Origin of the sequence: Cupriavidus taiwanensis, from assembly GCF_900250115.1 — a bacterium.
In the GTDB taxonomy this organism is placed as follows: Bacteria; Pseudomonadota; Gammaproteobacteria; order Burkholderiales; family Burkholderiaceae; genus Cupriavidus; species Cupriavidus taiwanensis_B.
This window is the reverse complement of record NZ_LT984803.1, coordinates 661813-686237: the sequence shown is the minus strand read 5'-3', so window position 1 is coordinate 686237 and position 24425 is coordinate 661813. Positions and strand designations below refer to the sequence as shown.

The 24425-nt window shown below is 68.1% G+C and carries 21 protein-coding genes; 12 read left to right on the top strand and 9 right to left on the bottom strand.

Translation table 11 applies throughout. The features are described from left to right. The first annotated feature begins 7 nt into the window (after positions 1-7). The 7 genes from CBM2586_RS03260 to CBM2586_RS03230 all read left to right on the top strand — a co-directional run bounded on the left by CBM2586_RS03260 (position 8) and on the right by CBM2586_RS03230 (position 6676). Positions 8-517 (top strand): TadE/TadG family type IV pilus assembly protein, encoded by a 510-nt coding sequence (locus CBM2586_RS03260; RefSeq protein WP_115662851.1) that lies wholly within the window; start codon positions 8-10, stop codon positions 515-517. Next, on the top strand, positions 514-972 hold the full coding sequence (locus tag CBM2586_RS03255; RefSeq protein ID WP_115662852.1) for a TadE/TadG family type IV pilus assembly protein: 459 nt from the start codon (positions 514-516) through the stop codon (positions 970-972). The genes CBM2586_RS03260 and CBM2586_RS03255 overlap by 4 nt, the downstream gene beginning before the upstream one ends. Before the next feature lie 23 nt (positions 973-995). Beyond that, positions 996-2189, top strand: coding sequence for an AAA family ATPase (locus tag CBM2586_RS03250; protein ID WP_115688613.1), 1194 nt, complete (start codon positions 996-998; stop codon positions 2187-2189). Positions 2190-2247: 58 nt separating this feature from the next. After that, positions 2248-3618, top strand: coding sequence for a CpaF family protein (locus CBM2586_RS03245; RefSeq protein ID WP_115686798.1), 1371 nt, complete (start codon positions 2248-2250; stop codon positions 3616-3618). Positions 3619-3663: 45 nt separating this feature from the next. Beyond that, positions 3664-4641, top strand: a complete 978-nt coding sequence (locus CBM2586_RS03240) for a type II secretion system F family protein (RefSeq protein ID WP_115662854.1) — start codon at positions 3664-3666, stop codon at positions 4639-4641. 75 nt (positions 4642-4716) lie between these two features. After that, the gene (locus tag CBM2586_RS03235) at positions 4717-5691 is read left to right on the top strand and encodes a type II secretion system F family protein (RefSeq protein WP_115662855.1); all 975 of its coding nucleotides are present in this window, start codon (positions 4717-4719) and stop codon (positions 5689-5691) included. Positions 5692-5902: 211 nt separating this feature from the next. Continuing rightward, positions 5903-6676: a metallophosphoesterase gene (locus CBM2586_RS03230; protein ID WP_115686797.1), complete on the top strand. Its 774-nt coding sequence runs from the start codon at positions 5903-5905 to the stop codon at positions 6674-6676. Between the two features lie 117 nt (positions 6677-6793). Here the strand turns inward: CBM2586_RS03230 and groL are convergent, their stop codons facing one another. The 4 genes from groL to CBM2586_RS03210 form a co-directional block, all read right to left on the bottom strand. Further along, the gene (gene groL / locus CBM2586_RS03225; protein ID WP_115662857.1) at positions 6794-8437 is read right to left on the bottom strand and encodes a chaperonin GroEL; all 1644 of its coding nucleotides are present in this window, start codon (positions 8435-8437) and stop codon (positions 6794-6796) included. 47 nt (positions 8438-8484) lie between these two features. Then, positions 8485-8775, bottom strand: coding sequence for a co-chaperone GroES (gene groES, locus CBM2586_RS03220; RefSeq protein ID WP_008644494.1), 291 nt, complete (start codon positions 8773-8775; stop codon positions 8485-8487). Positions 8776-9041: 266 nt separating this feature from the next. Then, positions 9042-9968, bottom strand: coding sequence for a transcriptional regulator GcvA (gene gcvA / locus CBM2586_RS03215; RefSeq protein WP_115686796.1), 927 nt, complete (start codon positions 9966-9968; stop codon positions 9042-9044). A 155-nt stretch (positions 9969-10123) separates the two neighbouring features. After that, the gene (locus CBM2586_RS03210) at positions 10124-11083 is read right to left on the bottom strand and encodes a hypothetical protein (protein WP_240987885.1); all 960 of its coding nucleotides are present in this window, start codon (positions 11081-11083) and stop codon (positions 10124-10126) included. A 374-nt stretch (positions 11084-11457) separates the two neighbouring features. Between CBM2586_RS03210 and CBM2586_RS03205 the strand changes: the two genes are divergently transcribed. After that, positions 11458-11886 (top strand): hypothetical protein, encoded by a 429-nt coding sequence (locus tag CBM2586_RS03205; RefSeq protein ID WP_115686794.1) that lies wholly within the window; start codon positions 11458-11460, stop codon positions 11884-11886. A 75-nt stretch (positions 11887-11961) separates the two neighbouring features. Here CBM2586_RS03205 and CBM2586_RS03200 read toward each other — a convergent pair whose 3' ends face one another. From CBM2586_RS03200 to CBM2586_RS03190, 3 genes are all read right to left on the bottom strand, one after another. Further along, a complete protein-coding gene (locus tag CBM2586_RS03200; RefSeq protein WP_115686793.1) occupies positions 11962-12249 on the bottom strand; it encodes an ArsR family transcriptional regulator in 288 nt (95 codons plus the stop codon). Positions 12250-12462: 213 nt separating this feature from the next. After that, a complete protein-coding gene (locus tag CBM2586_RS03195; protein ID WP_115686792.1) occupies positions 12463-14733 on the bottom strand; it encodes a xanthine dehydrogenase family protein molybdopterin-binding subunit in 2271 nt (756 codons plus the stop codon). Positions 14734-14749: 16 nt separating this feature from the next. Continuing rightward, positions 14750-15214, bottom strand: a complete 465-nt coding sequence (locus CBM2586_RS03190) for a (2Fe-2S)-binding protein (RefSeq protein ID WP_115662862.1) — start codon at positions 15212-15214, stop codon at positions 14750-14752. A 308-nt stretch (positions 15215-15522) separates the two neighbouring features. On the opposite strand from CBM2586_RS03190, the gene CBM2586_RS03185 reads away from it, so the two are divergent. Continuing rightward, positions 15523-16644: an acyltransferase family protein gene (locus CBM2586_RS03185; protein WP_115688611.1), complete on the top strand. Its 1122-nt coding sequence runs from the start codon at positions 15523-15525 to the stop codon at positions 16642-16644. Here CBM2586_RS03185 and CBM2586_RS03180 read toward each other — a convergent pair. After that, entirely contained in the window at positions 16641-17528 is an 888-nt protein-coding gene (locus CBM2586_RS03180) for a c-type cytochrome (RefSeq protein WP_115686791.1), read from the bottom strand. The two genes, CBM2586_RS03185 and CBM2586_RS03180, sit on opposite strands and share 4 nt — an antisense overlap. Positions 17529-17626: 98 nt before the next feature. Beyond that, positions 17627-18025 carry a nuclear transport factor 2 family protein gene (locus tag CBM2586_RS03175; RefSeq protein ID WP_115686790.1) on the bottom strand — a complete coding sequence of 133 codons (399 nt, stop codon included), beginning with the start codon at positions 18023-18025 and terminating at the stop codon, positions 17627-17629. Positions 18026-18377: 352 nt separating this feature from the next. Between CBM2586_RS03175 and CBM2586_RS03170 the strand changes: the two genes are divergently transcribed. From CBM2586_RS03170 to hutU, 3 genes are all read left to right on the top strand, one after another. After that, positions 18378-21761, top strand: a complete 3384-nt coding sequence (locus tag CBM2586_RS03170; protein ID WP_115688609.1) for a diguanylate cyclase — start codon at positions 18378-18380, stop codon at positions 21759-21761. Positions 21762-21862: 101 nt separating this feature from the next. After that, on the top strand, positions 21863-22564 hold the full coding sequence (gene hutC / locus CBM2586_RS03165; RefSeq protein ID WP_172587084.1) for a histidine utilization repressor: 702 nt from the start codon (positions 21863-21865) through the stop codon (positions 22562-22564). Between the two features lie 169 nt (positions 22565-22733). Further along, positions 22734-24419 carry a urocanate hydratase gene (hutU, locus tag CBM2586_RS03160; protein ID WP_115662864.1) on the top strand — a complete coding sequence of 562 codons (1686 nt, stop codon included), beginning with the start codon at positions 22734-22736 and terminating at the stop codon, positions 24417-24419. The last annotated feature ends 6 nt before the right edge of the window (positions 24420-24425 follow it).

Genomic DNA, 24425 nt, shown 5'->3' with positions numbered 1-24425 from the left:
GCCGATCATGAAGCGATGCTGGCAACGCAGGCGCAGCCGCCGCGGCGCGGTCGCCGTGGAGTTCGCGCTGGTCCTGGTGCCCTTGCTGATGCTGGTGACCGGCGTGGCGGAATTCGGGCGCGCCATCTACCAGTACAACGCCCTGACCAAGGCCACGCGCGACGCGGCGCGCTTCCTGTCGCAGTACGCGCCGAGCGAACCGAACTACCCGGTGGCCCAGGCCAAGTGCATCGCCGTCTATGGCAAGACCACCTGCGGCGGCACGGCGCTGGTGAACGGCCTCAGCACGTCGATGGTGGTGGTGTGCGATCGGGTCGACTCGAGCGGCTGCGCCGGCAAGCAGTTTGCCAACGTTGCCATTTACGAAGGCGGCGGCAGTTCCGGCACGCCGGCGGGAACCATCAACCTGGTGGCAGTGAAGATCGCGGGCTTTACCTACTCGCCCATGCAGACCTACCTCAACGTGGGGGCCCTGGCGTTCTCAGACATCACAACGATAATGAGGCAGGTGCTATGACCCCGATCCGCGCTCCGCGCCTGCGTTCGCGCCAGACCGGCGCAGCCGCCATCGAGTTCGCCCTGGTCGCCAGCATCTTGTTCATGCTGCTGATCGGCATTGCCGAGCTTTCGCGCGTGCTGTTCTACTGGAACACCGCCGGCGAAGCGACCCGGCTGGGTGCCCGCATCGCGGTAGTGTGCGACGTCACCGACACCGCCATCAAGGACCGGATGACCAGTCTCATGCCCCTGCTGAAGGCCAGCAATATCCAGGTCGCATTCGAGCCCAGTGGTTGCGACGCCGACGACGACTCGGCGCGCAGTTCCTGCCGCTCTGTCACCGTCAGCGTGGCCGACATCACGGTCAAGACCTTTATTCCGGTGGTGCCGATCACGGTGTCGCTACCCCCGTTCACGACCACGTTGCCGCGGGAGAGCCTCGACTCCTCCACCGGCGGCAAGATCTGCAACTAGCGCGTATGAGCCAGGAGCACACCATGCTCAGAATTCTGATCGTTTCCGAAGACGCCGACCGGCTCGCCGAGATCCACCGGATCAGCGCCGCGGTGGGCAACTTCCAGGCCATGACGCTGCAGGAGGGCCTTGGTCGTTTCCCTCTGCATGCCAGTCGCCTGCGCATGGCGGATCTGCTTGTCCTGGAGTTGCCCGCCATCAGCCCCCAGCAGATGCAGTCGATCGAGATGCTGCGCCAGCAGCATCCCGAACTGCCATGTATCCTGGTGACGCCGGCGCCAAGCCCGGACGTGCTGATCAGGGCGATGCGCGCCGGCATCCGCGACGTACTGCCGTGGCCGGTTGACAAGGTCCAGCTGTCCGAGGCCCTCAAGCGCGTGGAAGCCACCCATGTGCCGCGCGCGCAGGACAACGGGCAGGTCATTTCCGTGATTTCCTGCAAGGGCGGTGCCGGCACCAGCTTCATCGCGGCCAACCTGGGCGACGCACTGGCGCGGCATCTGGGCAAGCGCGTGCTGGTGGTCGACCTGAACCGGCATTTCGGCGACCTGACCTATATCGTCAGCGACAAGATCCCGCCGTCGACCCTGCCGGATATCTGCAGCCAGATCGACCGCATGGACAGCGCCTTCCTGGAGGCCTGCCTGGTGCATGTCGACAACGGCTTCGACATGCTGGCGGGCGCGTCCGACCCGGTCAAGGCCAGCCAGATCCAGAAGGACAAGCTCGAGTGGATCCTCTCGGTGGTGCAGCCGGCCTACGACTTCGTGATCTTTGACCTGGGCCAGAGCATCGACCCGCTGTCGATCAGCGTGCTCGACCACAGCGAGCGCATCTGCGTGGTTGCCGAGCCGGCCATTGCCTTCGGCCGTCCGGGCCGCAAGCTGCTCGATATCCTGAGCGCCCTGCGCTATCCCGCCGACAAGGTCCGCCTGGTGCTCAACCGCACCGGCCGCAAGCACGAGATGCCGCGCGCCACCATGGAAGAGATCTTCGGCGTGAAGGCCGCCTTCACGCTGCCCGACGACCCGGCCGCGGTGGACGAGGCCATCAGCCACGGCGAGCCGGTGGCCAAGCTGAGCCGGCGCAGCGCCATGACGCGCGCGCTGCAGGCCATGGCCACGCAGCTGTGCACGCCGGCCGAGGCCGAGCGGCGCAGCCGCACCGAATCCGCATCGCCGCTGCGCCGCCTGATGCTGCGCGCCAAGAGCACCTGATTTCACCGATTGCAGCCGACCGGCCACGGTCAACCGCAGCGCCAACGAGGAGTCCATCATGTCGATCCGAGAACAACTGGCCAATGCCGGGCCCGCCTTCACTGCCAACGGCCACGCCGCGATCCAGTTTGCGACCTCGGCCGCCTCCGTATCGGGCGGCTACCACCAGCTCAAGCGCGACGTGCACGAGACCGTGCTCGACCGCGTCGAGCTGGAGCGACTGGCACGGTACCCGCAGGAGCAAGTGCGCCAGGAGATCACCGCGCTGGTCAACCTGATCGTCGACGAGCAGAAGGTGCTGCTCAACGACAACGAGCGCCGCCAGCTGACCGTCGAGATCTACGACGAGATGTTCGGCTTCGGCCCGCTCGAGCCGCTGCTGAAAGACCCGACGGTGTCAGACATCCTGGTCAACACCGCGCGCCAGACCTATGTCGAACGGCGCGGCAAGCTGGAACTGACCGACGTCGTGTTCTACGACGACGCGCATCTGATGAAGGTGATCGAGAAGATCGTGTCGCGCGTCGGGCGCCGCATCGACGAAACCAGCCCGATGGTCGACGCGCGCCTGCCGGACGGCTCGCGCGTCAACGCCATCATTCCGCCCTCGGCCATCGACGGACCGCTGCTGTCGATCCGCCGCTTTGCCGTGAATCCGCTGCAAGTAGCCGACCTGGTCAACCTGCGCAGCCTGACGCCGCCGATGGCGCAACTGCTGCAGGCGCTGTCGCAGGCGAAGGTCAACGTGCTGGTGTCGGGCGGCACCGGCAGCGGCAAGACCACGCTGCTGAACATCCTGTCGGGCTTTATTCCCGAAGACGAGCGCGTGGTTACGATCGAGGATGCCGCGGAACTGCAGCTGCGCCAGCCTCACGTGCTGCGGCTGGAAACGCGCCCGCCCAATATCGAAGGCAAGGGCGAGATCACGCAGCGCGCCCTGGTGCGCAACGCGCTGCGCATGCGCCCGGACCGCATCATCCTGGGCGAAGTACGCGGCGGCGAGGCGCTCGACATGCTCAATGCGATGAACACCGGCCATGAAGGCTCGCTCACCACCATCCACGCCAACACCCCGCGCGATGCGCTGACGCGGCTGGAAAACATGGTCAGCATGGCGGGCCTGACCATGCCGGCCAAGGCCATGCGGCAGCAGATCGCCTCGGCCATCACGGTGATCGTGCAGGCCGCGCGCATGAACGATGGCCGCCGCAAGATCATCAGCATCCAGGAGATCACCGGCATGGAGGGCGACATCATCAACATGCAGGAGATCTTCACGTTCCAGCGCACCGGGGTGGACAAGGACGGCGCCGTGCGCGGCAACTTCCGCGCCACCGGGGTCTATCCCAAGTTTGCCGAGCGGCTGCGCGTATTCGGCGTGGGACTGCCTGACGATACCTACGACCCCGCCAAGCGCTACGAAGTCTGACCAGCCAGGGCACATACCAATACGATCCATCCGGGGGAGCTGCACATGAGTACGATCTTCTACGCCTTCGGCATCCTGCTGTTCGTCGCCGTGGTGCTCTGCGTCGAGGGCATCTACCTGTGGTGGAACAATGCCCACGGACCCGCGGCCAAGCGTATCGAAGCGCGGCTGCGGGCGCTGTCGGCCGGCGGACACGTCGGCGCCGAGCAGCTGTCGATCCTGAAGAAGCGCCTGCTGGCGGACTCGCCGCGCATGCAGCAGTGGCTGATGCGGGTGCCGCGCATCGGCGCGCTCGATCGCTGGCTCGAGCAGTCCGGCAGCACGTGGTCGGTGGCACAGCTTCTGGGGTACTGCGCGATGGTGGTGCTGTGTGCGGTCGCACTGATTCCGCTGTTGCCGGTGCCGGCTTCACTGGTGATGCTGGGTGCGGTGCTGGCCGCCATGCTGCCGGTGCTGCACGTGCTGCGCCTGCGCGCCAAGCGGCTCAAGCAGCTCGAGGCCCAGCTGCCCGATGCGGTCGACATGATCAGCCGCGCCCTGCGCGCTGGCCACTCGTTCAGCGGCGCGCTCAGCATGGTCGGGCAGGAAATGAAGGCGCCGATCGGCCCGGAGTTCCGCACCACCTTCGAAGAGATCAACTACGGCGTGGCGCTGGACGAAGCCATGACCAACCTGGCCATGCGCGTGCCGGTGGCCGACCTGCGCTACTTTGTCATCGCGGTACTGATCCAGCGCGAGAGCGGCGGCAATCTTGCCGAGATCCTCGACACGATCGGCACCATGGTGCGCGAGCGCCTGAAGCTGTTCGACAAGATCCGCGTGCTGTCGGCCGAAGGCAAGATGTCGGCATGGGTGCTGGGGCTGCTGCCGTTCTGTACCGCCGGCCTGATCCTGGTGGTCAACCCCGGTTTCATGAATGTGCTGTGGGAAGACCCGATGGGCTTGCGCATGATCGGCGGAGCGCTGGTGTCGATGGTCTTCGGCGTGCTGTGGATGCGCAAGATCATCCGGATCCGCGTCTGACGCGGCGGACGCGGTCAGCTCAGTGCAGCAACAGAAGAAGCAGGGCTTGGACAGCCATACTGACGGGAGTCCATCATGCAAGAGATTTTCCAGGGGTTCCAGGGCGACCAGATGCTCGTGCTCGCGCTGATCTTCGTGGCGGCGTTCGGCACGGTGTTCGGCGTGCTCTATGCGCTCGCGCCCCATCGTCTGCGTGGGCGGGCCGAACAGATGGCCGGCCAGGCTGGCCCATTCGAAGGGGACCAGAGCCGGTACAAAGCGCTGATCGAAAAGCTGGTGAAGTGGGCGCAGCCGGTGTCGCGGCTGTCGCTGCCCAAGGAAGGCTGGGAGAACTCGCAACTGCGCGTGCGCTTCATGAATGCCGGCTGGCGCGGTGCCAACGCCGCACCGCTGTACTTCGGCGCCAAGACGGTACTGGCCGTCGGCCTGCCCATGCTGGGACTGCTGGTGGTCAGCAGCCAGCCCGGGCAGCAAAGCCAGGAGCTGATGTTCATGCTGCTCGCTCTGCTGGGCGCGATCGGTTACTACCTGCCCAACGCGGTACTGTCGCGCAAAGTCTCCCAACGCCAGCGCATCGTCTTCGAGGAATTCCCCGACGTGATCGACCTGCTGACGGTCTGCGTCGAAGCCGGCCTCGGCCTGGACGCGGCGCTGATGCGCGTGGCCGACGAACTGGCGCTGCGCTGCCCGGTGCTGGCCGATGAACTGCAACTGATGCTGCTGGAACTACGCTCGGGTTTCTCGAAAGAAAAGGCGCTGTCGAACCTCTCGCTGCGCACCGGCGTGGAAGACGTGGACAAGTTCGCATCGATGCTGATCCAGGCCGACCGCTTCGGCACCAGCCTGGGCGAGTCGCTGCGGGTGCTGTCCGACATGCTGCGCACCAAGCGCCGCATGCGCGCCGAGGAGCAGGCCGCCAAGATTGCGCTGAAACTGCTGTTCCCGCTGATCTTCACCATCTTCCCGTCGTTGCTGCTGGTGCTGCTGGGGCCGGCTTTCATCCAGATCTATCGCGTGCTGCTGCCGACCATGGCGGGACAAGGAGGTTAAGACTTCCGGGAAACCGCGACCGTTTCCCCCGGCTGTCTCCCGGTGCAATGCCGGCAAGACAGTCACTTGCCCGGAACCCAGGTTCCGGGCTTTTTTGCTTTGCGGGGCGAATCCCGGGGCTTGACCGGACCGGCCGGCTTCTGAAGAATGCAGGCAAACCCCTGCCGGCGCCGAGACCATGCAGCGCGCGCCCTACCCGCCTGGAGTTCCGATGAAGCTACGCATCTTGAGCGACCTCCACATCGAACACAACCTGCCGCAGTCCGTACCCGCGTGCGACGCCGACCTCGTGATACTGGCCGGCGACATCGCCAACGGCCGCGACGGCATCGACTGGGCCGTCAGCACGTTCAGCCAGCCGGTGCTCTACGTGCCCGGCAACCACGAGTACTACCAGAGCAATTTCGACACCGTGGACCAGCAGATGGCCGAGGCCGCGGCAGCGCATCCGCGGGTGCGCCTGCTCAATGGCGAGGTGGCCGAATTCGACGGCGTGCGCGTCATCGGCACGACGTGGTGGACCGACTACACGCTGTTCGGCACCGACCGGCGCGACGAGGCCATGCAGGCGTGTGCGAAAGCGATGTTTGACCACCGGCTGATCGAAATCCGCGGCAACGATGGCCACATGCGCCAGTTCACGCCGCGGGACGCACTGGCACGCCACTTGGCCGCGTCCGACTGGCTGTCGGCGCAGCTGGCGCTGCCGTTTCCGGGCAAGACGGTCGTGGTCACGCACCATGGCCCGGATCTGGGTAGCCTGGACCCGCGCTTTTCGCATGACCTCGTCTCCGGGGGCTTCCTGTCGCGCCGCCCAGACTTGGTCGCGCAGGCGGACCTGTGGATCCACGGCCATACCCACACCAGCTTCGACTACTGGGTCGACAACTCGCGCGTGGTCTGCAACCCGCGCGGCTATGTCAGCCGGCGTACCGGCGAGCTGGAGAACAAGGCCTTTGACTGGTGCTGCGTGGTGGAGGTCTGACGCGACCCGGCCCGCGCGCCACCGCGCCGGCCATCCAAAGAAAAACCCCCGTGGACTCGCGTCCGCGGGGGTTTTTTCATCACGACCTGCCCTCGCGGGCAGGAGGCCGGGGATGGATTACATCATGCCTTCCATGCCGCCCATGCCGCCCATGCCGCCCGGCATTGCCGGAGCCGACTCTTCCTTCGGCGTTTCGGCAACTGCGCAGTCCGTGGTCAGCATCAGCGAAGCCACCGAAGCGGCGTTCTGCAGTGCGGTGCGGGTGACCTTGGTCGGGTCCAGCACGCCCATTTCGACCAGGTCGCCGTACTCGCCCGAAGCGGCGTTGTAGCCGTAGTTGCCCTTGCCTTCGATAACCTTGGCAACGACCACCGAAGCTTCTTCACCGGCGTTCAGCACGATCTGGCGCAGCGGCTCTTCCATGGCGCGCAGCACGATCTTGATACCGGCGTTCTGGTCGGCGTTGTCGCCGGTCAGTGCCGAAATCGCAGCGCGGGCACGCAGCAGGGCCACACCACCGCCGGGGACGATGCCCTCTTCCACCGCAGCGCGGGTGGCGTGCAGGGCGTCTTCCACGCGGGCCTTCTTTTCCTTCATTTCGACTTCGGTGGCAGCGCCAACCTTGATCACGGCAACACCGCCGGCCAGCTTGGCCACGCGCTCTTGCAGCTTCTCACGGTCGTAGTCCGAGGTCGCTTCTTCGATCTGGGCGCGGATCTGCTTCACGCGGCCTTCGATGCCGGCAGCGTCACCGGCGCCATCGATGATGATGGTGTTTTCCTTGCCGATTTCGATGCGCTTGGCCTGGCCCAGGTCGTTCAGGGTGGCCTTTTCCAGCGTCAGGCCGACTTCCTCGGCGATGACGGTGCCGCCGGTCAGGATGGCGATGTCTTCCAGCATGGCCTTGCGGCGGTCGCCGAAGCCCGGGGCCTTGACGGCGGCGGTCTTCAGGATGCCACGGATGTTGTTGACCACCAGGGTCGCCAGGGCTTCGCCCTCGACGTCTTCAGCGATGATCAGCAGCGGGCGGCCGGCCTTGGCCACTTGCTCCAGCACCGGCAGCAGGTCGCGGATGTTGCTGATCTTCTTGTCGAACAGCAGCACGAACGGGCTGTCCAGCTGGACAACCTGCTTTTCCGGGTTGTTGATGAAGTACGGCGACAGGTAGCCGCGGTCGAATTGCATGCCTTCCACGACTTCCAGCTCGTCGGCCAGCGACTTGCCGTCTTCGACGGTGATCACGCCTTCCTTGCCGACCTTGTCCATGGCTTCGGCGATGCGCTCACCGATCGAGGTGTCGCTGTTGGCCGAGATCGCGCCAACCTGGGCGATTTCCTTGCTGGTGGTGGTGGGCTTGCTGACCTTCTTCAGCTCTTCCACGGCGGCGGCGACAGCCTTGTCGATACCGCGCTTCAGGTCCATCGGGTTCATGCCGGCGGCAACGTACTTCATGCCTTCGCGCACGATCGACTGGGCCAGCACGGTAGCGGTGGTGGTACCGTCACCGGCGTTGTCGCTGGTCTTGGAAGCGACTTCCTTGACCATCTGGGCGCCCATGTTCTGCAGCTTGTCCTTCAGCTCGATTTCCTTGGCCACGGACACGCCGTCCTTGGTCACGGTCGGGCCGCCGAAGCTGCGCTCCAGCACCACGTTGCGGCCCTTCGGGCCCAGGGTCACTTTAACGGCGTTGGCGAGGATGTTCACGCCTTCGACCATCTTGGCACGGGCGGCGTCGCCGAACACTACGTCTTTTGCTGCCATGTTCTGAATCTCCTGAAATCTGTACGGGTGGGGCTACAAGTAATGGATTACTTGTTGACCACGGCCATGATGTCTTCTTCGCGCATGACCAGCAGTTCCTGGCCATCCACCTTCACGCCCTGGCCGGCATACTTGCCGAACAGCACGCGATCGCCGACCTTGACGTCCAGGGCGATGTTGTTGCCCTTGTCATCCTTCTTGCCGGGACCGATTGCCAGCACTTCGCCTTGATCGGGCTTCTCGGCAGCGTTGTCGGGAATCACGATACCGGACGCGGTCTTGGTTTCGTTGTCCAGACGCTTCACGATCACGCGGTCGTGCAGAGGACGCAGATTCATACGGACTCCTAGATACAAAGTGTGTTTTTGATCACAAATCGGCCGGCTACCGAGGCGACGGCCGTCAGAAATGTTCAGGTGTCGCAGAGGGCTGTTAGCACTCCCCCCTGACGAGTGCTAATTATAGGGACGGGGTAGTGGCATTTCAAGACAGAGGCTGGATGCGGGTTTTCCCGGGGGGGGGGGGGGGGGGGGGCGTCCGGCGCGCACCGGTTATCGGGATGACCACCCGCATAGCGCGTTGATCGCCCACGTGGTCGGCGGTCTCAAGCCAAACGCGCTCTGGCGCTCGCCACCTCGTCGAACAACCAGTCGCGAAACGCAACGAGTTTCGGCAGGCTTGCACACTCCGGTCGATACACGACGTAGTAAGCCAGCGCGGACAGGCATTCGATGTCCGGAAACAGCCGCACCAGCCGGCCCGACACCAGATCGTCCCGCGCCATCACGCTGCGGCCCAGTGCCACGCCATGGCCATCAATCGCCGCCTGCAAGACCGCCGCCGAGTTATTGATCCGCATGCCGCGCCTGACTTCGACGCCCTCGACGCCGGCCGCATCGAGCCAGGCACTCCATGAGGCAAAGCCGGCGTGACTAGGGACCGAGAGGTCATGGATCAGCGTGACGCCGGCGAGATCGGCAGGCTTGCGAACCCGTTTGCCGCGTGCATAGTCGGGCGAGCAGACCGGATAGATCTGCTCGTCCATCAGCTTCTCCGCCGCAACCTCAGGCCATTGCCCTGCGCCATAACGCACGCCGATATCGATGCCATGCGTGGCGAAATCCAGCGGTTTGAGGTTGGTGTCCAGGCGCACGTCGGTATCCGGCCATCGGGCGTGGAAGCGTTCGATGCGCGGCAGCAGCCATTTGGCGGCAAAGGCCGGGCTGGTGGTCACCGTCAGGATCCCGTTGGCCGAGCCCTCCTTCAACCGGTCCAGGCCGACGGCAAGCCGGTCGAAACCCGCCCGGATGTCGGGCAGCGCGCGTTCCGCCACTTCGGTCAGCACCAGGCGCGCGCGGCCCTTGGCCTGGCGATGGAACAGCGGGGTGCCAAGCCAGTCTTCCAGGCTGCGCACCAGCTGGCCGATCGCTGCGGGCGTCACGTTCAGTTCGGCGGCAGCGGCCGAGAAGCTCTGGTGCCGGGCACTGGCGTCAAAGGCGCGAAGGGCATTCAGATAGACGGGAGACTTCATGGCGGGAAAGTTTTCCTTGACTTGCCAGAAGCCTAGCACGGGCCCCGCCGCAGGGTTCGCGGGGGATTTCCCGGCCATGTCATGGCCGCGTTTCGACCATCGTTGCTGCCCTCGGCGCGGCCTGGACAGACAGATTTTCTTTCAGGGCGGGAACGCTAGAAACTTGCGGCAATCCCCATCGACACGCCCGAGACGTTGTTGCCGAAGACGTAGCGCACGACCGCGCGGATCCGCGTCACGAACACTTCGTGCGCACTGGTATCCAGCTCGAGGCCGGTGCCCAGCGTGGTGAGGTGGTCGAACCCGAGCGCCCCGGCCTGGTTGCCGAAATAATGCGAATGCGACAGCTCGAGCACATAACGCACCGGCCGGTCGAGCGCGCGCATGCCGGTGGGGGCGCGCCAGCGCGCGTACAGGCTCGCGGTCTGCGCGGCGGACGAGACCTCGATGCCCGACGACCCGCCGAAGCTGCGCAGGTAGATGTTGGTATAGCGCAGCTCCACGTCGATATCGCGGTTATCGCGGTGGCTTTCCCAGTCGAGCATCACCGCTCCGCCCAGGCCATAGGCATTCATCGAGCCGTCGCTGAGGAAGGCGATGTCGCGCTCGGTCTTCTGCTCGACCGCGAACTGGGCGATGGACAGGTCACTGGCCACGCGGCCGAGCGAAGCGTTGAAGATCGGGCGGAACACCAGTTCCTTGCTGGGGATCAGCGGGAAATCCCAGCCGATGCCGACCGTGCCCGCGAAAGTGTTCCATTTGGCCGGCAAGCGGCGCGATTCCTGCCCGTTGCTGGAGACAAAGGCGGGGTCGTAGCGGTTATAGGCAATCGACCCCTCCAGGTAGAGTGGAAACGACTGGCTCAGCGTGAAGCCGCCGCCGAGCTGCCACAGGGTCAGGTCGGGGTTGTCGGTGTTGGCATTGCTGATGGAAAGCGAACTGGAAGCCAGGTCCGGCACCACCGCGAACGACATCAGTGTCAGCACCGAGCTGGCCTGCTTCTGCACATTGGCGCCGACCACGCGGTACGCCGGCTCCGCCTGGGCCAGCGCGGGCCTGGGCGCGGCCACCAGGCCGGCCAGCAGCATGAACACCGGGAGGCCTTGCGCTCGCATGGTTCAGTCTATCCGCTCTTATGCCATCGCACGCTGCGCTGGCACGACGACAACAGCGTAACAGCGTCATCGGCAGTTGGTCCGGGGGGATCCGCGGCCACGTTCCGTGGCAGCCATGGTGGCGGAAGTGCAGCAACGGCGGAAGTGAATCTTCTTGCCGTCGCGTTAAAGAAACTTGAAATCGCGCTTGCCTGTCACGCGGCGCGTGTAGGAGCAATTCCGGCATTTCATCGGCGCATGCCCGACAGCGCGCAGCCGGCCCGCTGCCTAGACTGGCCTTGTCGCCGCGTGGCCTGCCAGGCAGGCATGTGCGGCATACGTCGCGCCGCGGCCACCTCGGCCGGCGCTTCCGACCCTAACCCTGGAGGTATTCCATGGATCCGAAAAAACCCGCTCGCCATACCCGAATTGCCAGCGTGCTTGCGGCAGGCCTGGCAGGCCTCAGTTGTGCCGCGGCCATTGCGCAGACCACCGCCACGCCCGCCACCCCGGCCACGCCGGCGGTCCCTGCCGCGCAGGGCATGCCTGCAACGCCGGCAACGCCCGCCATGCCGGCGACCTCGGCCAGCCCCGCCGGCGGCCAGGGCGCGGCGCCCGGTGTGACCCAGATCCAGCCGCCGAAGGACCCGCTGGTCGAGCGGCGCGAGGCACGTCAGAAGGCGGCCGCCGAATACAAGGCGAAAAAGAAGGCCGCCAAGGGCGAGTACAAGGATGAAGTCGGCGCCGCCAAGCAGGAACGCACGGTTGAGAACAAGGCAGCGGATGCCACGGCCCGCCAGGAAATGGCCGCGCCGAAGCAGTGACGCAGTGACGCAGGGCGCGCGGCGAGCGCCGCAGCGCCAATGCGAACGGGCCCCGCGGGGCCCGTTTTGGCGTGCTCAGTCGGCAAGTCCGCTGGCGTCGATATAGCCCAGTGCTTCGACCACGGCGCGACGCGCCTTCAGCACGTAGCAGACCCGCCGCTCCTGGATCGACAGCGCCAGCACGTCGGCCTGGACCAGCTCCTGGAACACATGGCCGGCACGGCCCAGGCTGAGCCGCGCCACCTGCGCCAGGTCAGTGGCGGGCAGTCCCGCCTCGCCGGCTTCCAGCAGCGCGCGGCAGATGCGGAGGCGCGCGGGTTCGGTCATCAGCGCCAGCGTCAGCGTACTTTCCTGGGTCTCCATGTCACACCTCGGTCTCCGCGCACGGCACCGGGCCGGGCGGTACGCGGCGTCGGGGCGATGCTGGGTGATTCTTGCCGCGCGCCTGGCGCGGGCGGTTTTTCCCCGTTCTACGCGGCTCGCCCCGCAAAGGCAATAGGGTGGTGCCACGGCCGGGCGGACGCTGGCGCGATTACAACAGCGCCCGCGCCGCCCGGCCCGGCTGCCCGGCCGCGCTCAGGCCAGCACGAACGGCAATTGCCGCTGGCGCTTGCCGGTCAGCGTGAACAACGCATTGGCCACCGCCGGCGCGATCGGCGGCACGCCGGGTTCGCCCAGCCCGGTGGGGTTGTCCTGCGACGGCACGAAGAACACGTCCACCACCGGCGCGTCGGTGATGCGCGGCGGCGGAAAGTCCGGGAAGTTGCTGTTCTTCACCGCGCCGTTCTCGATCTCGATGGCAAACCCGGGCCGGGTCATGGCCAGCCCGAACACGCAGGCGCCCTGGATCTGGGCCTCGGCGGACAACGGATTGACCACGCGGTTGGCATGCACGCCGGCGGTCACGCGGTGCACGCGCGGTTCGCCCTTCACCAGCGAGACGTCGACCACATAGGCCACCACGGTGCTGAACGACTCATGCACCGCCACGCCCCAGGCATGCCCCTTGGGCAGCTTGCGCTTGCCGTAGCCGGACTTCTCCACCGCCAGCTGCAGCGCGGCGCGATGGCGCGCATGCTTCTTTTCGTCGAGCCGCGCCAGCCGGAATGCCACCGGATCCTGCCTGGCGGCTGCGGCCATTTCATCGGCCAGCGTTTCCTTGACGAAGGCGGTGTGCGTATTGCCGACCGAGCGCCACCACAGCACCGGCACGTCCACCTGCGGGTGGTGCACCGACATCTGCAGCGGCAGGTCGTAGTCGTTCTCGACGATGCCTTCGGTCATGGTGGCGTCGACGCCGTTCTTGACCATGAACGGCTCGAACGGCGTGCCCTTCAGGATCGACTGGCCGACAATGGTGTGCTGCCAGCCCACCACCTTGCCCTGCGCGTCCAGGCCGATGCGGGCGCGGTGCAGGTGCAGCGGGCGGTAATAGCCGCCGCGGATATCGTCCTCGCGGCTCCACACCACCTTGAGCGGCTCGGTGTGGCCCGCGGCGACCCAGGCCTTGAGCACGTTGGCCGCTTCGACGATGTAGTCGGAGGTCGGCACCGCGCGCCGGCCGAAGCCGCCGCCGGCCATCATGGTGTTGAGCACCACCTTGTCCGGCGCCAGCCCGAGCGTGCGGGCCACCGCGGCCTGGTCGACGGTCTGGAACTGCGAGCCCACCCAGACCTTGACCGACTGCACCTTGCCGCCGGCCACCTCGGGCTGCAGCGTGCAGTTCAGCGGCTCCATCGGCGCATGCGCCAGGTAAGGGAAGCGGAAGTCGGCCTCGATCCTGCGCGGGGCGCGCTGGATCGCCGCGGCGATATCGCCGCCACCCGCGCCCTCTCCCGCGCGCGCGACCGTGCCGGGCTGGCCGGCCAGCTTCGCGTATTCATCGAACAAGGCCTGCGACGATACTTTCGAGCCGGTGTCCTCCCACTGGAGCTCGAGCGCATCGCGGCCCATCTTGGCGGGCCAGTAGCCGCTCGCGATCACCGCCACGCCGCTGCCGCCGCGGTCGACCGGCACCTGCAGCACGCCGCGCACGCCCGGCACTGCACGGGCCTTGTCGGCGCTGAAGCTCTTGACCTTGCCGCCGAAGCGCGGCGGACGCGCCACCACCGCCACCACCATGCCCTTGAGCTGGGTGTCGATGCCAAACGGCGTGGTCGCTTCCATCTTGCCGCGCGCATCCAGCCGCGGCGTGGGCTTGCCGACGATGCGGAACTGTGCCGGGTCCTTCAGCGTGACCTGCTGCGGCACCGGCAGCTCCATCGCCGCCGGCGCCAGTTCGCCGAAGGTGGCGCGCTGGCTGCCGGACGTGACCACGCCCTGCTCGACCTTGCAGCTGGCCGGGTCGACCTTCCAGCGCTGCGCCGCGGCTGCGACCAGCATCGCGCGGGCGCGCGCGCCGAGTTCGCGGTACTGCTGGAACGAGTGGTTCAGCGCGGTGGAACCGCCGGTCATCTGCATGCCGAAGCCGGGGTCCTTGTAGGGGTCGCCGGCCGGCGCCAGCGCCGCGCGCACGTTGCGCCAGTCGGCATCCAGCTCTTCGGCCAGCGCCATCGGCAGCGCGGTATGCACGCCCTGACCGAATTCGAGCCGGTTCACGGCCACGGTCACGGTGTTGTCCGGCGCGATGACCAGGAACGCCTGCGGCGCCGCCGGCGCCGCCTTGGGCTTGTTGCCCTCCTGCGCCTGCGCCAGCGGTGCCACGCCCAGCGCCAGCCCGCCGCCGGCCAGGCCGGTCAGCTTGAGAAAACTGCGGCGGTCCATTGTCGCCACGTCGGCGTCGGCACGTGCCTCGCCGGGATTGCCTGCCTGGCCGCCGGCCAGGGCTTCGATGCCTCGGATACGCATATCGGTTCGCTCCCGCTCAGGCCAGCGCACGGGCGGCGTCCTTGATCGCCGCGCGGATGCGCTGGTAGGTGCCGCAGCGGCACAGGTTCCCGGCCATGGCCTGGTCGATGTCGGCGTCGGTGGGCCGCGGCTTGCTGCGCAGCAGGCCGACGGCGCTCATTACCTGGCCGTTCTGGCAGTAGCCGCACTGGGCCACATCGTGCTTGAGCCAGGCGTCCATCACGGCGCGCCCGACGCGGTCGGTGCCGATGCCTTCGATGGTGGTGATGCGCGCACCGGCGACCGCCGAGGCCGGCGTCACGCAACTGCGCGTGGCCTGGCCATTGACGTGCACGGTGCAGGCACCGCACGCGGCCATGCCGCAGCCGAACTTGGTGCCGCTCATTTCGAGGTTGTCGCGCAGCGCCCACAGCAGCGGCGTGGACGGGTCCACGTCGACTTCACGGGTCTTGCCGTTGACGTTGATGGAGAGGGTGGTCATTGGGGGGACACTCCTTGGGTACGTTGCCCGCTGGTCATCGCCTTTGCGCCGCAGCCTGGCGCAACGGACAAGTGAGGATAGTGCAATTTCCGGCACCTTGCCGGACGCTTTGCGAACTAGCGTGCCCGTTGGAGGCGGTTGCACGAACTTTGTGCAAGGAACAGCTGTCCCTCATGGATTGCCTTGCCATCCGGCGGGCCCGGCGTGATCCGGTTCCTGCCGTTGAAACAGTGCCATCGACTATTCCAGAAAATTCATTTGCCGGGGCCAGCACGGCCCCATCCCCTGACGCCACCGGCGCGCCCGGCATCACCGCCCCGCTCGCTGCGCGCGCGTGCGCGGCACAGCCGCCGCAGGTGGCGCGGCTCGACAGCATCCAGGCCCTGCGCGGACTGGCCGCGGCGCTGGTGGTGCTCTACCACTCCGGGCTCGCGCTGGGCGGCGCCAATGCGCCGGTGCTGAACTGGCTGACCCACAACGTGATCAAGCGCGGCCATGTCGGCGTGGACGTGTTCTTCGTCATCAGCGGCTTCATCATCGCCTGGGTGGCGGTGCTGGCCCGGCCGCGTCCGGAGCGTCCGCTCGGCTTCATGATCCGGCGCCTGTGCCGGCTGGCGCCGCCGTACTGGACCATGTCGGCAATCCACGCGCTGCTGCTCAATCCGGTCACGCCGGCGCTGTTCGCGGCGTCGCTGGCGTTCTTGCCGACCTCCACCAGCCATGCGCCCTACTACGGCTATCCGGCGCTGTATGTGGGCTGGTCGCTCAACTACGAGCTGGCGTTCTACGCGGCGTTCGCGCTCGGGCTGCTGCTGGCGGGGCGGCGCGCGCTGCTGGTGGTGCTGGCAGTGTTCGCGCTGTTCACCCTGGCGCTGCCGTGGTGGCGTTTCGGCACGCTGGTGGCCGATCCCGCGCAGGGCTACGGGTTCGCGGCGCCGTGGCTGGCCATGGTCAGCAATCCGCTGGTGCTTGAGTTCCTGCTGGGCTGCGGGCTGGCGTGGGCCTATGCGCGCTGGCGCCACCTGCTGACACCGGCACCGGCGCTGGCGCTGCTGGCGCTGCTGGCGCTCGGCAGCGCGGCGTTCGCGCTGTCGCTGCCGCTGGTCGGGCCGGATTTCAGCCTGGCCGGACGCGGCTTGCCGGCGGCGCTGCTGGTGGCCGGCGTGGTCGCCGCCGAGCACGCCGGCATGCTGCGCGTGCCGCGCGCGCTGATCTGGCTGGGCGAGCTGTCCTACGCGCTCTACCTGACCCATCCCACCGTGATCGAAGCGGTCAAGCGCGTGATGCCCGAGCTGGGCGCGGACCAGACCGCGATGCAGCTGCTGCGCTTCGCCATCGATGCCGGCCTGGCGCTGGCGCTGGCGTGGCTGCTGCACCGCTGGGTCGAGCTGCCCGGCATCGCGGCCGGGCGCCGGCTGGCGCGCGGCTAGCGTTGCGGCAGGCCGGCCAGGAACAGGTACAAGGCCGTCAGCTCGGTATCGTTCATGCGCCCGAAGGAATCGAACGGCATCACGCGGCTGAGCGCGGTACCGTCAGGCCGCTTGCCGCTGCGCATCATCTCGATGAAGGCCGCGGGCTGCTCGTAGCGCGCCATCGCGCCGCCCGGCACCGGACGCAGGTCCGCGGCCGCGGGCCAGTCGGGCGGCGCCCCCGGGATCTTGCCGCCGCGGAACGATGGCCCGTGGCAGCCCAGGCAGACATTGGCCACGTAGGCGCCATACCGCGGCGTCGGCTCCGGCACCAGCGCCTGCTGCGCCGGCAGGCTGTGGTCGATCTTGGACGCTGCATCCTGCACCACGCCCACGCCATACAAGGCGCGCACCAGCCACGGCATGGTGATCTCGGCCGGCGCGCCCATCGCCGCCGGCAGGCTGCGCAGGTAGCCGATCAATGCGCCGAGATCCTCATCGCTGAGCCGGTTGTAGTCTTCGCTGGGCATCACCAGCAGCGGGCGGTGCGACGGCGCCACGCCATGGCGGATGCTGCGCACCCAGTCCACCGGCTGGTAGGCGGCGATGTCCGGATTGGCGCGGGTCAGGTCGGGCGCGCGCACGCGCAGGCCGCCGGGGTCGTCGATTACCTGCTTGCCGCCCCCGCCGGCGCCATGGCATTCCATGCAGCCGCGCGATTCATACAAGTACTTGCCATGGGCGATGGCCGCCGGATCCTCGCGGATGGCGACGGGCGCGACCCGGACCTGCACCAGACGCTGCGCCTTGCGCTCTCCCACCCATGCCGCGCCGTAAGCCGCCGCGGCCACCACCACGGCCGTGCCGGCAAGCCCCCATGCCACCCTCCGCAGAACCCGCGCCATTTGCCTTCCCCTGTCCGCCGCACCGGATGCCGCAGCTTGCGGCCAGGGCCAGGGGGTCTGTCGGTGGGACAGGCAACATAGCGCAGCGCCGGCGGCGCTCAGGCCAGCCCGGCCGGGGCGCGGTCGATGAACCCGGTCATGCGCGCCAGCCGGCCATCGGCCGACACCGTGGCAAAGTCAGTGCCGACCACGAGCGCCGCTTCGCCGGCGGGCCCCAGCTCCCAGGTAAAGCGCAGGTGTTCCCCATGCGCGTCGACCGGGCTGACGCGGGTGAAGCGGAAACCGGGAAACTTCGCCTGTGCCGCGGCAATCATCGCGTCGATGCCGGCATGCCCGTCGCCCCGCATCAGCGGATCCACATAGCAAGCCGTTTCCGTCCACGCCGCCGCGATCAGCTCGCGCCGGCGCGCGGCATCGGTCTCGTTCCACGCCGCGAGGTAGCGGTCGGCAAGGGTGGCGGCGTGTTCGACCTGGGGGGACTGGGTGGCAGCGGACATGGCGTTCTCCTTGGGGTTGAATGATCAGGCTCTCGGGGCCTGGCGTCAGGCCATGGCTGCATGATCGGCGCTGGGCCGCGGCGGGGCGATTACCGGGGAGGTTATCGGCACGGACACCGGCCTAGCGGACCCCGGCTCTTGCCGCCCTACCAAAAAATCGCCCCCGACACCAGAGGCAAGTAACCCCCCAACCTGCCCCCTGTCCTGCCGATGGCCGTGCGCTTATTCTCGCTACATTGCCCCTACGCTGGGCGGCGGTCTGTCCGGGCGTTCCGGGGGCATGCCGCCGGGCGCGCCGGCCGCGCCGCCTTCTTCCCACCCGCATCGCACCGCCTTTGCCTCGCTCTCGTCCATGACGCCCGACACGGCCCCGCCGAGCCATCCGGCCGCTTCAGCCCCTTTCGCCGCGCCGCGCCGCTGGCTGCCCTTGCTGCTGGCCGGCGCCTGCTACTTTGTGCTGGCGGCGGCGGCGCTGTGGCTGGCGCGGTTGCCCGGTACCGTGGCCTCGGTCTGGCTGCCCAACGCGTTCGGGCTGGGCCTGCTGCTGCAGCGGCCGCGCGCGGAGGGCCCGTGGCTGCTGGCCGGCATGCTGGTGGCCAGCGTGCTGGCCAACCACGGCGCGGGCGACAGCGTCGGCACGGCGCTGATGCTGAGCGGCGCCAACCTGGCCGAGATGCTGTCCGCGCTGCTGCTGCTGCGCCTGCTGGACCGGCATGGCGTGACCGGACGCCACGGCCCGCTGGCCGCATTCGCGGTGATGCTGGCGCTGGGCGGCATCCTGGCGCCGATGGTCGGGGCCACCGCCGGCGCGGCGGCCATCGCCGCGCTCGAGGGCAGCCGCTTTGCGCCGGTGTGGTGGACCTGGTGGCAGGCCAGCGCACTGGGCATGGCGCTGCTGCTGCCGCTGATGCTGTCGATGACCGCGGCGCGGGTGCGCGCCGCCGCCGCGCGGCCGATGCTGGCGCCGCAGGCGGGCGCGCTGGCGCTGAGCCTGGCCATCGGCGCGTTTGCGCACTGGCAGGGCCACGACCCGTTCGCGGCGATGTCGCTGCCGCTGGTGCTGCTGGCGCTGGCCGGCAATCCGTTTGCCACCGCGCTGCTGGCGCTGGTGGCCACGCTGTGCCTGCAGGCGCTGATGCTGCTGTCGCACCGCCATGAAGCGGTGCCGCTGTCGGCCGCGGTGATCATGGTGCTGCCGGTCTGCATTGCCTACCTGACCGAGCAGAACCGGCACGGCCGCGCCAGCCTGCGCAGCAGCGACAAGCGCTTTCGCCAGGCCATGGAGCATTCGGCCATCGGCATGGCGCTGGTCGACATGGACGGCCGCTGGCAGACCGTCAACCGCGCCATGACCGAGCTGCTCGGCTACAGCGCGGCCGAGCTGCGCGAACTGAGCTACCAGCAGCTGACCCACCCCGACGACCTGACCGGCGACCTGCGCCAGGTCGCCAACCTGCTGTCGGGCAAGGTCGAGGCCTATCGGCTGGAAAAGCGCTACCGACACAAGGATGGCCACTACCGCTGGGTGCTGCTGGCGGTTTCGCTGGTGCGCGACGAACAGACCGGCGCGCCCCAGCACTTCATCACGCAGGTGGAAGATATCCACGCACGCAAGGTGGCGCAGCAAGAGCTGGAACGGCTGTCGCGGCGCATCCAGCTGGCCGTCGAAGCCGGCGGCGTGGGCATCTGGGAATGGGACCTCGCCAGCGCCGGCATCACCTGGGATGCGCGCATGCATGCGCTGCACGGCACCGACCCCGCCGGCGGCGCGCCGTTGTCGGAGCAATGGATCGCGCTGCTGCATGCCGACGATGCCAGCCGCGTGCGCGGCGAGATGCGCCGGGCCATCCGCGGCGAAGCCGCGTTCGACACCGAATACCGCATCGTGCGCCCGGGCGGCGAGGTGCGCCACGTGCGCGCCATGGCGATGGTGGCCCGCGGCGCCGACGGCACCGCCCACGCGCTGGTGGGCACCAACTGGGACACCACCGAACAGCGCCGCCTGACCGAGGCGCTGTTCGAAGAGAAAGAGCGCCTGCATATCACGCTGCGCTCGATCGGCGATGCGGTGATCTGTACCGACGCCACCATGCACGTGACCTTCATGAACCCGATCGCGGAACAGCTGACCGGCTGGACCATGGCGGCCGCCACCGGGCTGCCGCTGGAGCGGGTCTTCCGCATCGTCGACGAAAGCACCGGCGAGCCCATCCCGAGCCCGGTCGAGGCCTGCCTGTGCACGCTGACGCCGGCCTACCTGCAGGAAGGCGCGGTGCTGCAGAGCCTGACCGGCGAGCGCCACGACGTGCAGGACTCGGCCGCGCCGGTGCTGACCGCGCGCGGCGAGGTGCTGGGCGCGGTGCTGGTGTTCCAGGACATCACCGCCGCGCGCGCGCTGCAGCGCGAGCTGGCGCGCTCGGCCATGCACGATGCGCTGACCGGCCTGCCCAACCGCACCTGGTTCGAAAAGCGCCTGCGCGAGTCGTGCGACGCGGCGCGGCTGCACGGCCATCGCGCGGCGCTGTGCTTTATCGACCTGGACCGCTTCAAGATCGTCAACGACACCGCCGGCCATGGCGCCGGCGACGTGCTGCTGCGCGAGCTTGGCTACCTGATCCGCAACCATGTGCGCCCGGACGACGTGCTGGCGCGCCTGGGCGGCGACGAGTTCGCGCTGCTGCTCAAGGATTGCACCGTCGACCAGGCCGAGCAGGTGTGCCAGGGCGTGATCGATGCCATCCGCGGGCGCCGCTTCCCGTGGGAAGGGCGCGTGTACGACATCGGCGCCAGCATCGGCATCGCCGCCATCGACCTCGACGTGCCGCCGGTCAGCGAGCTGATGAGCCGTGCCGACGTGGCCTGCTACGCGGCCAAGGCCGCGGGCCGCAGCCGGGTCGCGGTCTACCGCCGCGACGAAAGCGACGCGCGCCGCCACCACCGCGAGCTGGAAGTGGCCGCCGGCATCCACTCGGCGCTGGAGGCCAACCGCTTCCGCCTGTTCGCGCAGGAGATCCGCGCGCTGCAGCCGGAACCCGAACCTGACGGCAGCGGCCATCGCCATATCGAGATCCTGGTGCGCATGGTCGACGAGCACGGCGAGCTGATCCTGCCCGGCGCCTTCATTCCCGCCGCGGAGCGCTACGACCTGATGGGCCATGTCGACCGCTGGGTCATCCGCAACGTGCTGCGCGGCTACGGCGAACGGCTGCGCGCGGTGCCGGGGCTGTCGGTGTCGATCAACCTGTCGGCCAACTCGCTGGGCGAGCCCTTCCTGCTGCCGTTCCTGCACGCCGAACTGGAAGCCAGCGCCCTGCCCGCCAGCCGCATCCGGCTGGAGATCACCGAAACCGCGCTGATCAACAACATGGCCGCGGCCAATCGCCTGGTGGCGGAAATGCGGCGCGCCGGCTGCACCGTGTCGCTGGACGATTTCGGCTCGGGCCTGTCGTCGTTTGCTTACCTGAAGCAGTTCCCGGTGGACTTCCTCAAGATCGACGGCAGCTTTATCCGGCAGCTGGCCGACAACGCGGTGGACCGCGAGATCGTCAGCTCGATCAACGACATCGGCCACCGCCTGGGCGTGCGCACGGTGGCGGAGTGGGTCGAGGACGAACGCACCCTCGATGCGCTGCGCGCGATCGGCGTCGATTACGCGCAGGGCTATGCGATCGGGCGGCCGGTGGCGCTGGACGTGTTCCTGGCCGGATACGCGCAGCGCAACGCGCACGCCTCATAGCCCGCCGCCTGTCCACGCAGCGACCGTGATACATTCGGCGCCTGTCGCAAGGCCGCCTGGCCGCATCCAAGGGGAACCCGTTGTCGCTCGTGTCCGACCCGATGCCGGCGCCGCTGTATGCGCGCGTCAAGCAGCACATCAGCAGCCGGATTGCTGACGGCAGCTGGCCGCCCCATCACCGCGTGCCGTCCGAGACCGAGCTGGTCGAGGCGCTCGGCGTCAGCCGCATGACCGTGCACCGCGCGCTGCGCGAGCTGACCGCCGAAGGCATGCTGGTGCGGCTGCAGGGCGTCGGCACCTTCGTTGCCGAACCCAAGCGGCGCACCGCGCTGTACGCGGTCAACAATATCGCTGACGACATCGCCTCGCGCGGGCACCGCCATCGCGCCCGGGTGGTCAGCCTGGCGGCCGAGCGCGCCGGTCCGGCGCAGGCCGCGGCGCTGGAGGTCGCGGCGGAAGCGCGCGTGTTCCATTCGGTGATCGTCCACTATGAGGACGACGTGGCGATCCAGCTGGAAGACCGCTATGTCAATGCGGGGGTCGCCCCCGACTACCTGGCGCAGGACTTCAGCAGCGAAACCCCTTACCAGTACCTGTCGCGCATCGCCCCGCTGACCGAGGGCGAGCACGTGGTCGAGGCGGTGCTGGCGCTGCCGGAAGAGTGCCAGCTGCTCGCCATCGAACGCGGCGAACCGTGCCTGCTGATCCGCCGCCGCACCTGGTCCGCCGGGCGCGTGGTGACCTCGGTGCGGCTGGTGCATCCCGGTTCGCTGCATCGGCTGGAAGGCCGGTTCACGTCCTAGCCGGGTGCGGCAAGCGAAACCTTCTCGCAATTTGTAGCGAAGCGGCGCATCGCGCGTTCTACACTACGGGATTACCCCGATTCATACGTACTTGTATATACAGGAATATACATGCCTATGCGTTGATCAAAGCGCGCGTTCCCGACCCGCCAGACCGAAGGAGTTTCCCGTGACCCAGACCCCCGCCCAACCCACGCGTTTCCGCGACACCGAGATCCGCGCCCCGCGCGGCACCACGCTGACCGCCAAGAGCTGGCTGACCGAGGCGCCGCTGCGCATGCTGATGAACAACCTCGACCCCGAGGTCGCGGAGAACCCGAAGGAACTGGTGGTCTACGGCGGCATCGGCCGTGCCGCGCGCAACTGGGAATGCTATGACCGTATCGTCGAAGCCCTGACCCGCCTGGAGGACGACCAGACCCTGCTGGTCCAGTCCGGCAAGCCGGTCGGCGTGTTCCGCACCCACCGCGACGCCCCGCGCGTGCTGATCGCCAACTCGAACCTGGTGCCGCACTGGGCCAACTGGGAACACTTCAACGAACTCGACGCCAGGGGACTGGCCATGTACGGCCAGATGACCGCCGGCAGCTGGATCTACATCGGCAGCCAGGGCATCGTGCAGGGCACGTATGAAACCTTCGTCGAAGCCGGCCGCCAGCACTACAACGGCGACCTGAAGGGCCGCTGGGTGCTGACCGCGGGCCTGGGCGGCATGGGCGGCGCGCAGCCGCTGGCCGCGACGCTGGCCGGCGCCTGCTCGCTCAACATCGAATGCCAGCAGAGCCGCATCGATTTCCGCCTGAAGACCCGCTATGTCGACGAGCAGGCCACCGACCTGGACGATGCGCTGGCCCGCATCGACCGCTACACCGCGCAGGGCAAGACGATCTCGATCGCGCTGTGCGCCAACGCCGCCGAAGTACTGCCCGAACTGGTGCGCCGCGGCGTGCGGCCCGACATGGTCACCGACCAGACCAGCGCGCATGACCCGCTCAACGGCTACCTGCCGGCAGGCTGGAGCTGGGACGAGTACCGCGAGCGCGCGCAGCGCGAACCCGCCGTGGTGGTGAAGGCCGCCAAGGCCTCGATGGCCGCGCACGTGCAAGCCATGCTGGACTTCCAGAAGCTGGGCGTGCCGACCTTCGACTACGGCAACAACATCCGCCAGATGGCCAAGGAAGAAGGCGTCGCAAACGCCTTTGACTTCCCCGGCTTCGTGCCGGCCTATATCCGCCCGCTGTTCTGCCGCGGCATCGGCCCGTTCCGCTGGGCCGCGCTGTCGGGCGATCCGCAGGACATTTACAAGACCGACGCCAAGGTCAAGGAACTGATCCCCGATGACGAGCACCTGCACCGCTGGCTCGACATGGCGCGCGAGCGCATCAGCTTCCAGGGCCTGCCGGCGCGGATCTGCTGGGTCGGCCTGGGCCTGCGCGCCAGGCTGGGCCTGGCGTTCAACGAGATGGTCCGCAGCGGCGAGCTGTCGGCACCGGTGGTGATCGGGCGCGACCACCTGGACTCGGGCTCGGTCGCCAGCCCCAACCGCGAGACCGAAGCCATGCAGGACGGCTCGGACGCCGTGTCCGACTGGCCGCTGCTGAACGCGCTGCTGAACACTGCCAGCGGCGCGACCTGGGTCTCGCTGCACCACGGCGGCGGCGTGGGCATGGGCTTCTCGCAGCATTCCGGCGTGGTGATCGTGTGCGACGGCACCGATGAAGCGGCCGCGCGCATCGCCCGCGTGCTGCACAACGACCCCGCCACCGGCGTGATGCGCCATGCCGACGCCGGATACCAGATCGCCGTCGACTGCGCGCGCGAGCAGGGCCTGGACCTGCCGATGCTGCGCGACTGACCAGCG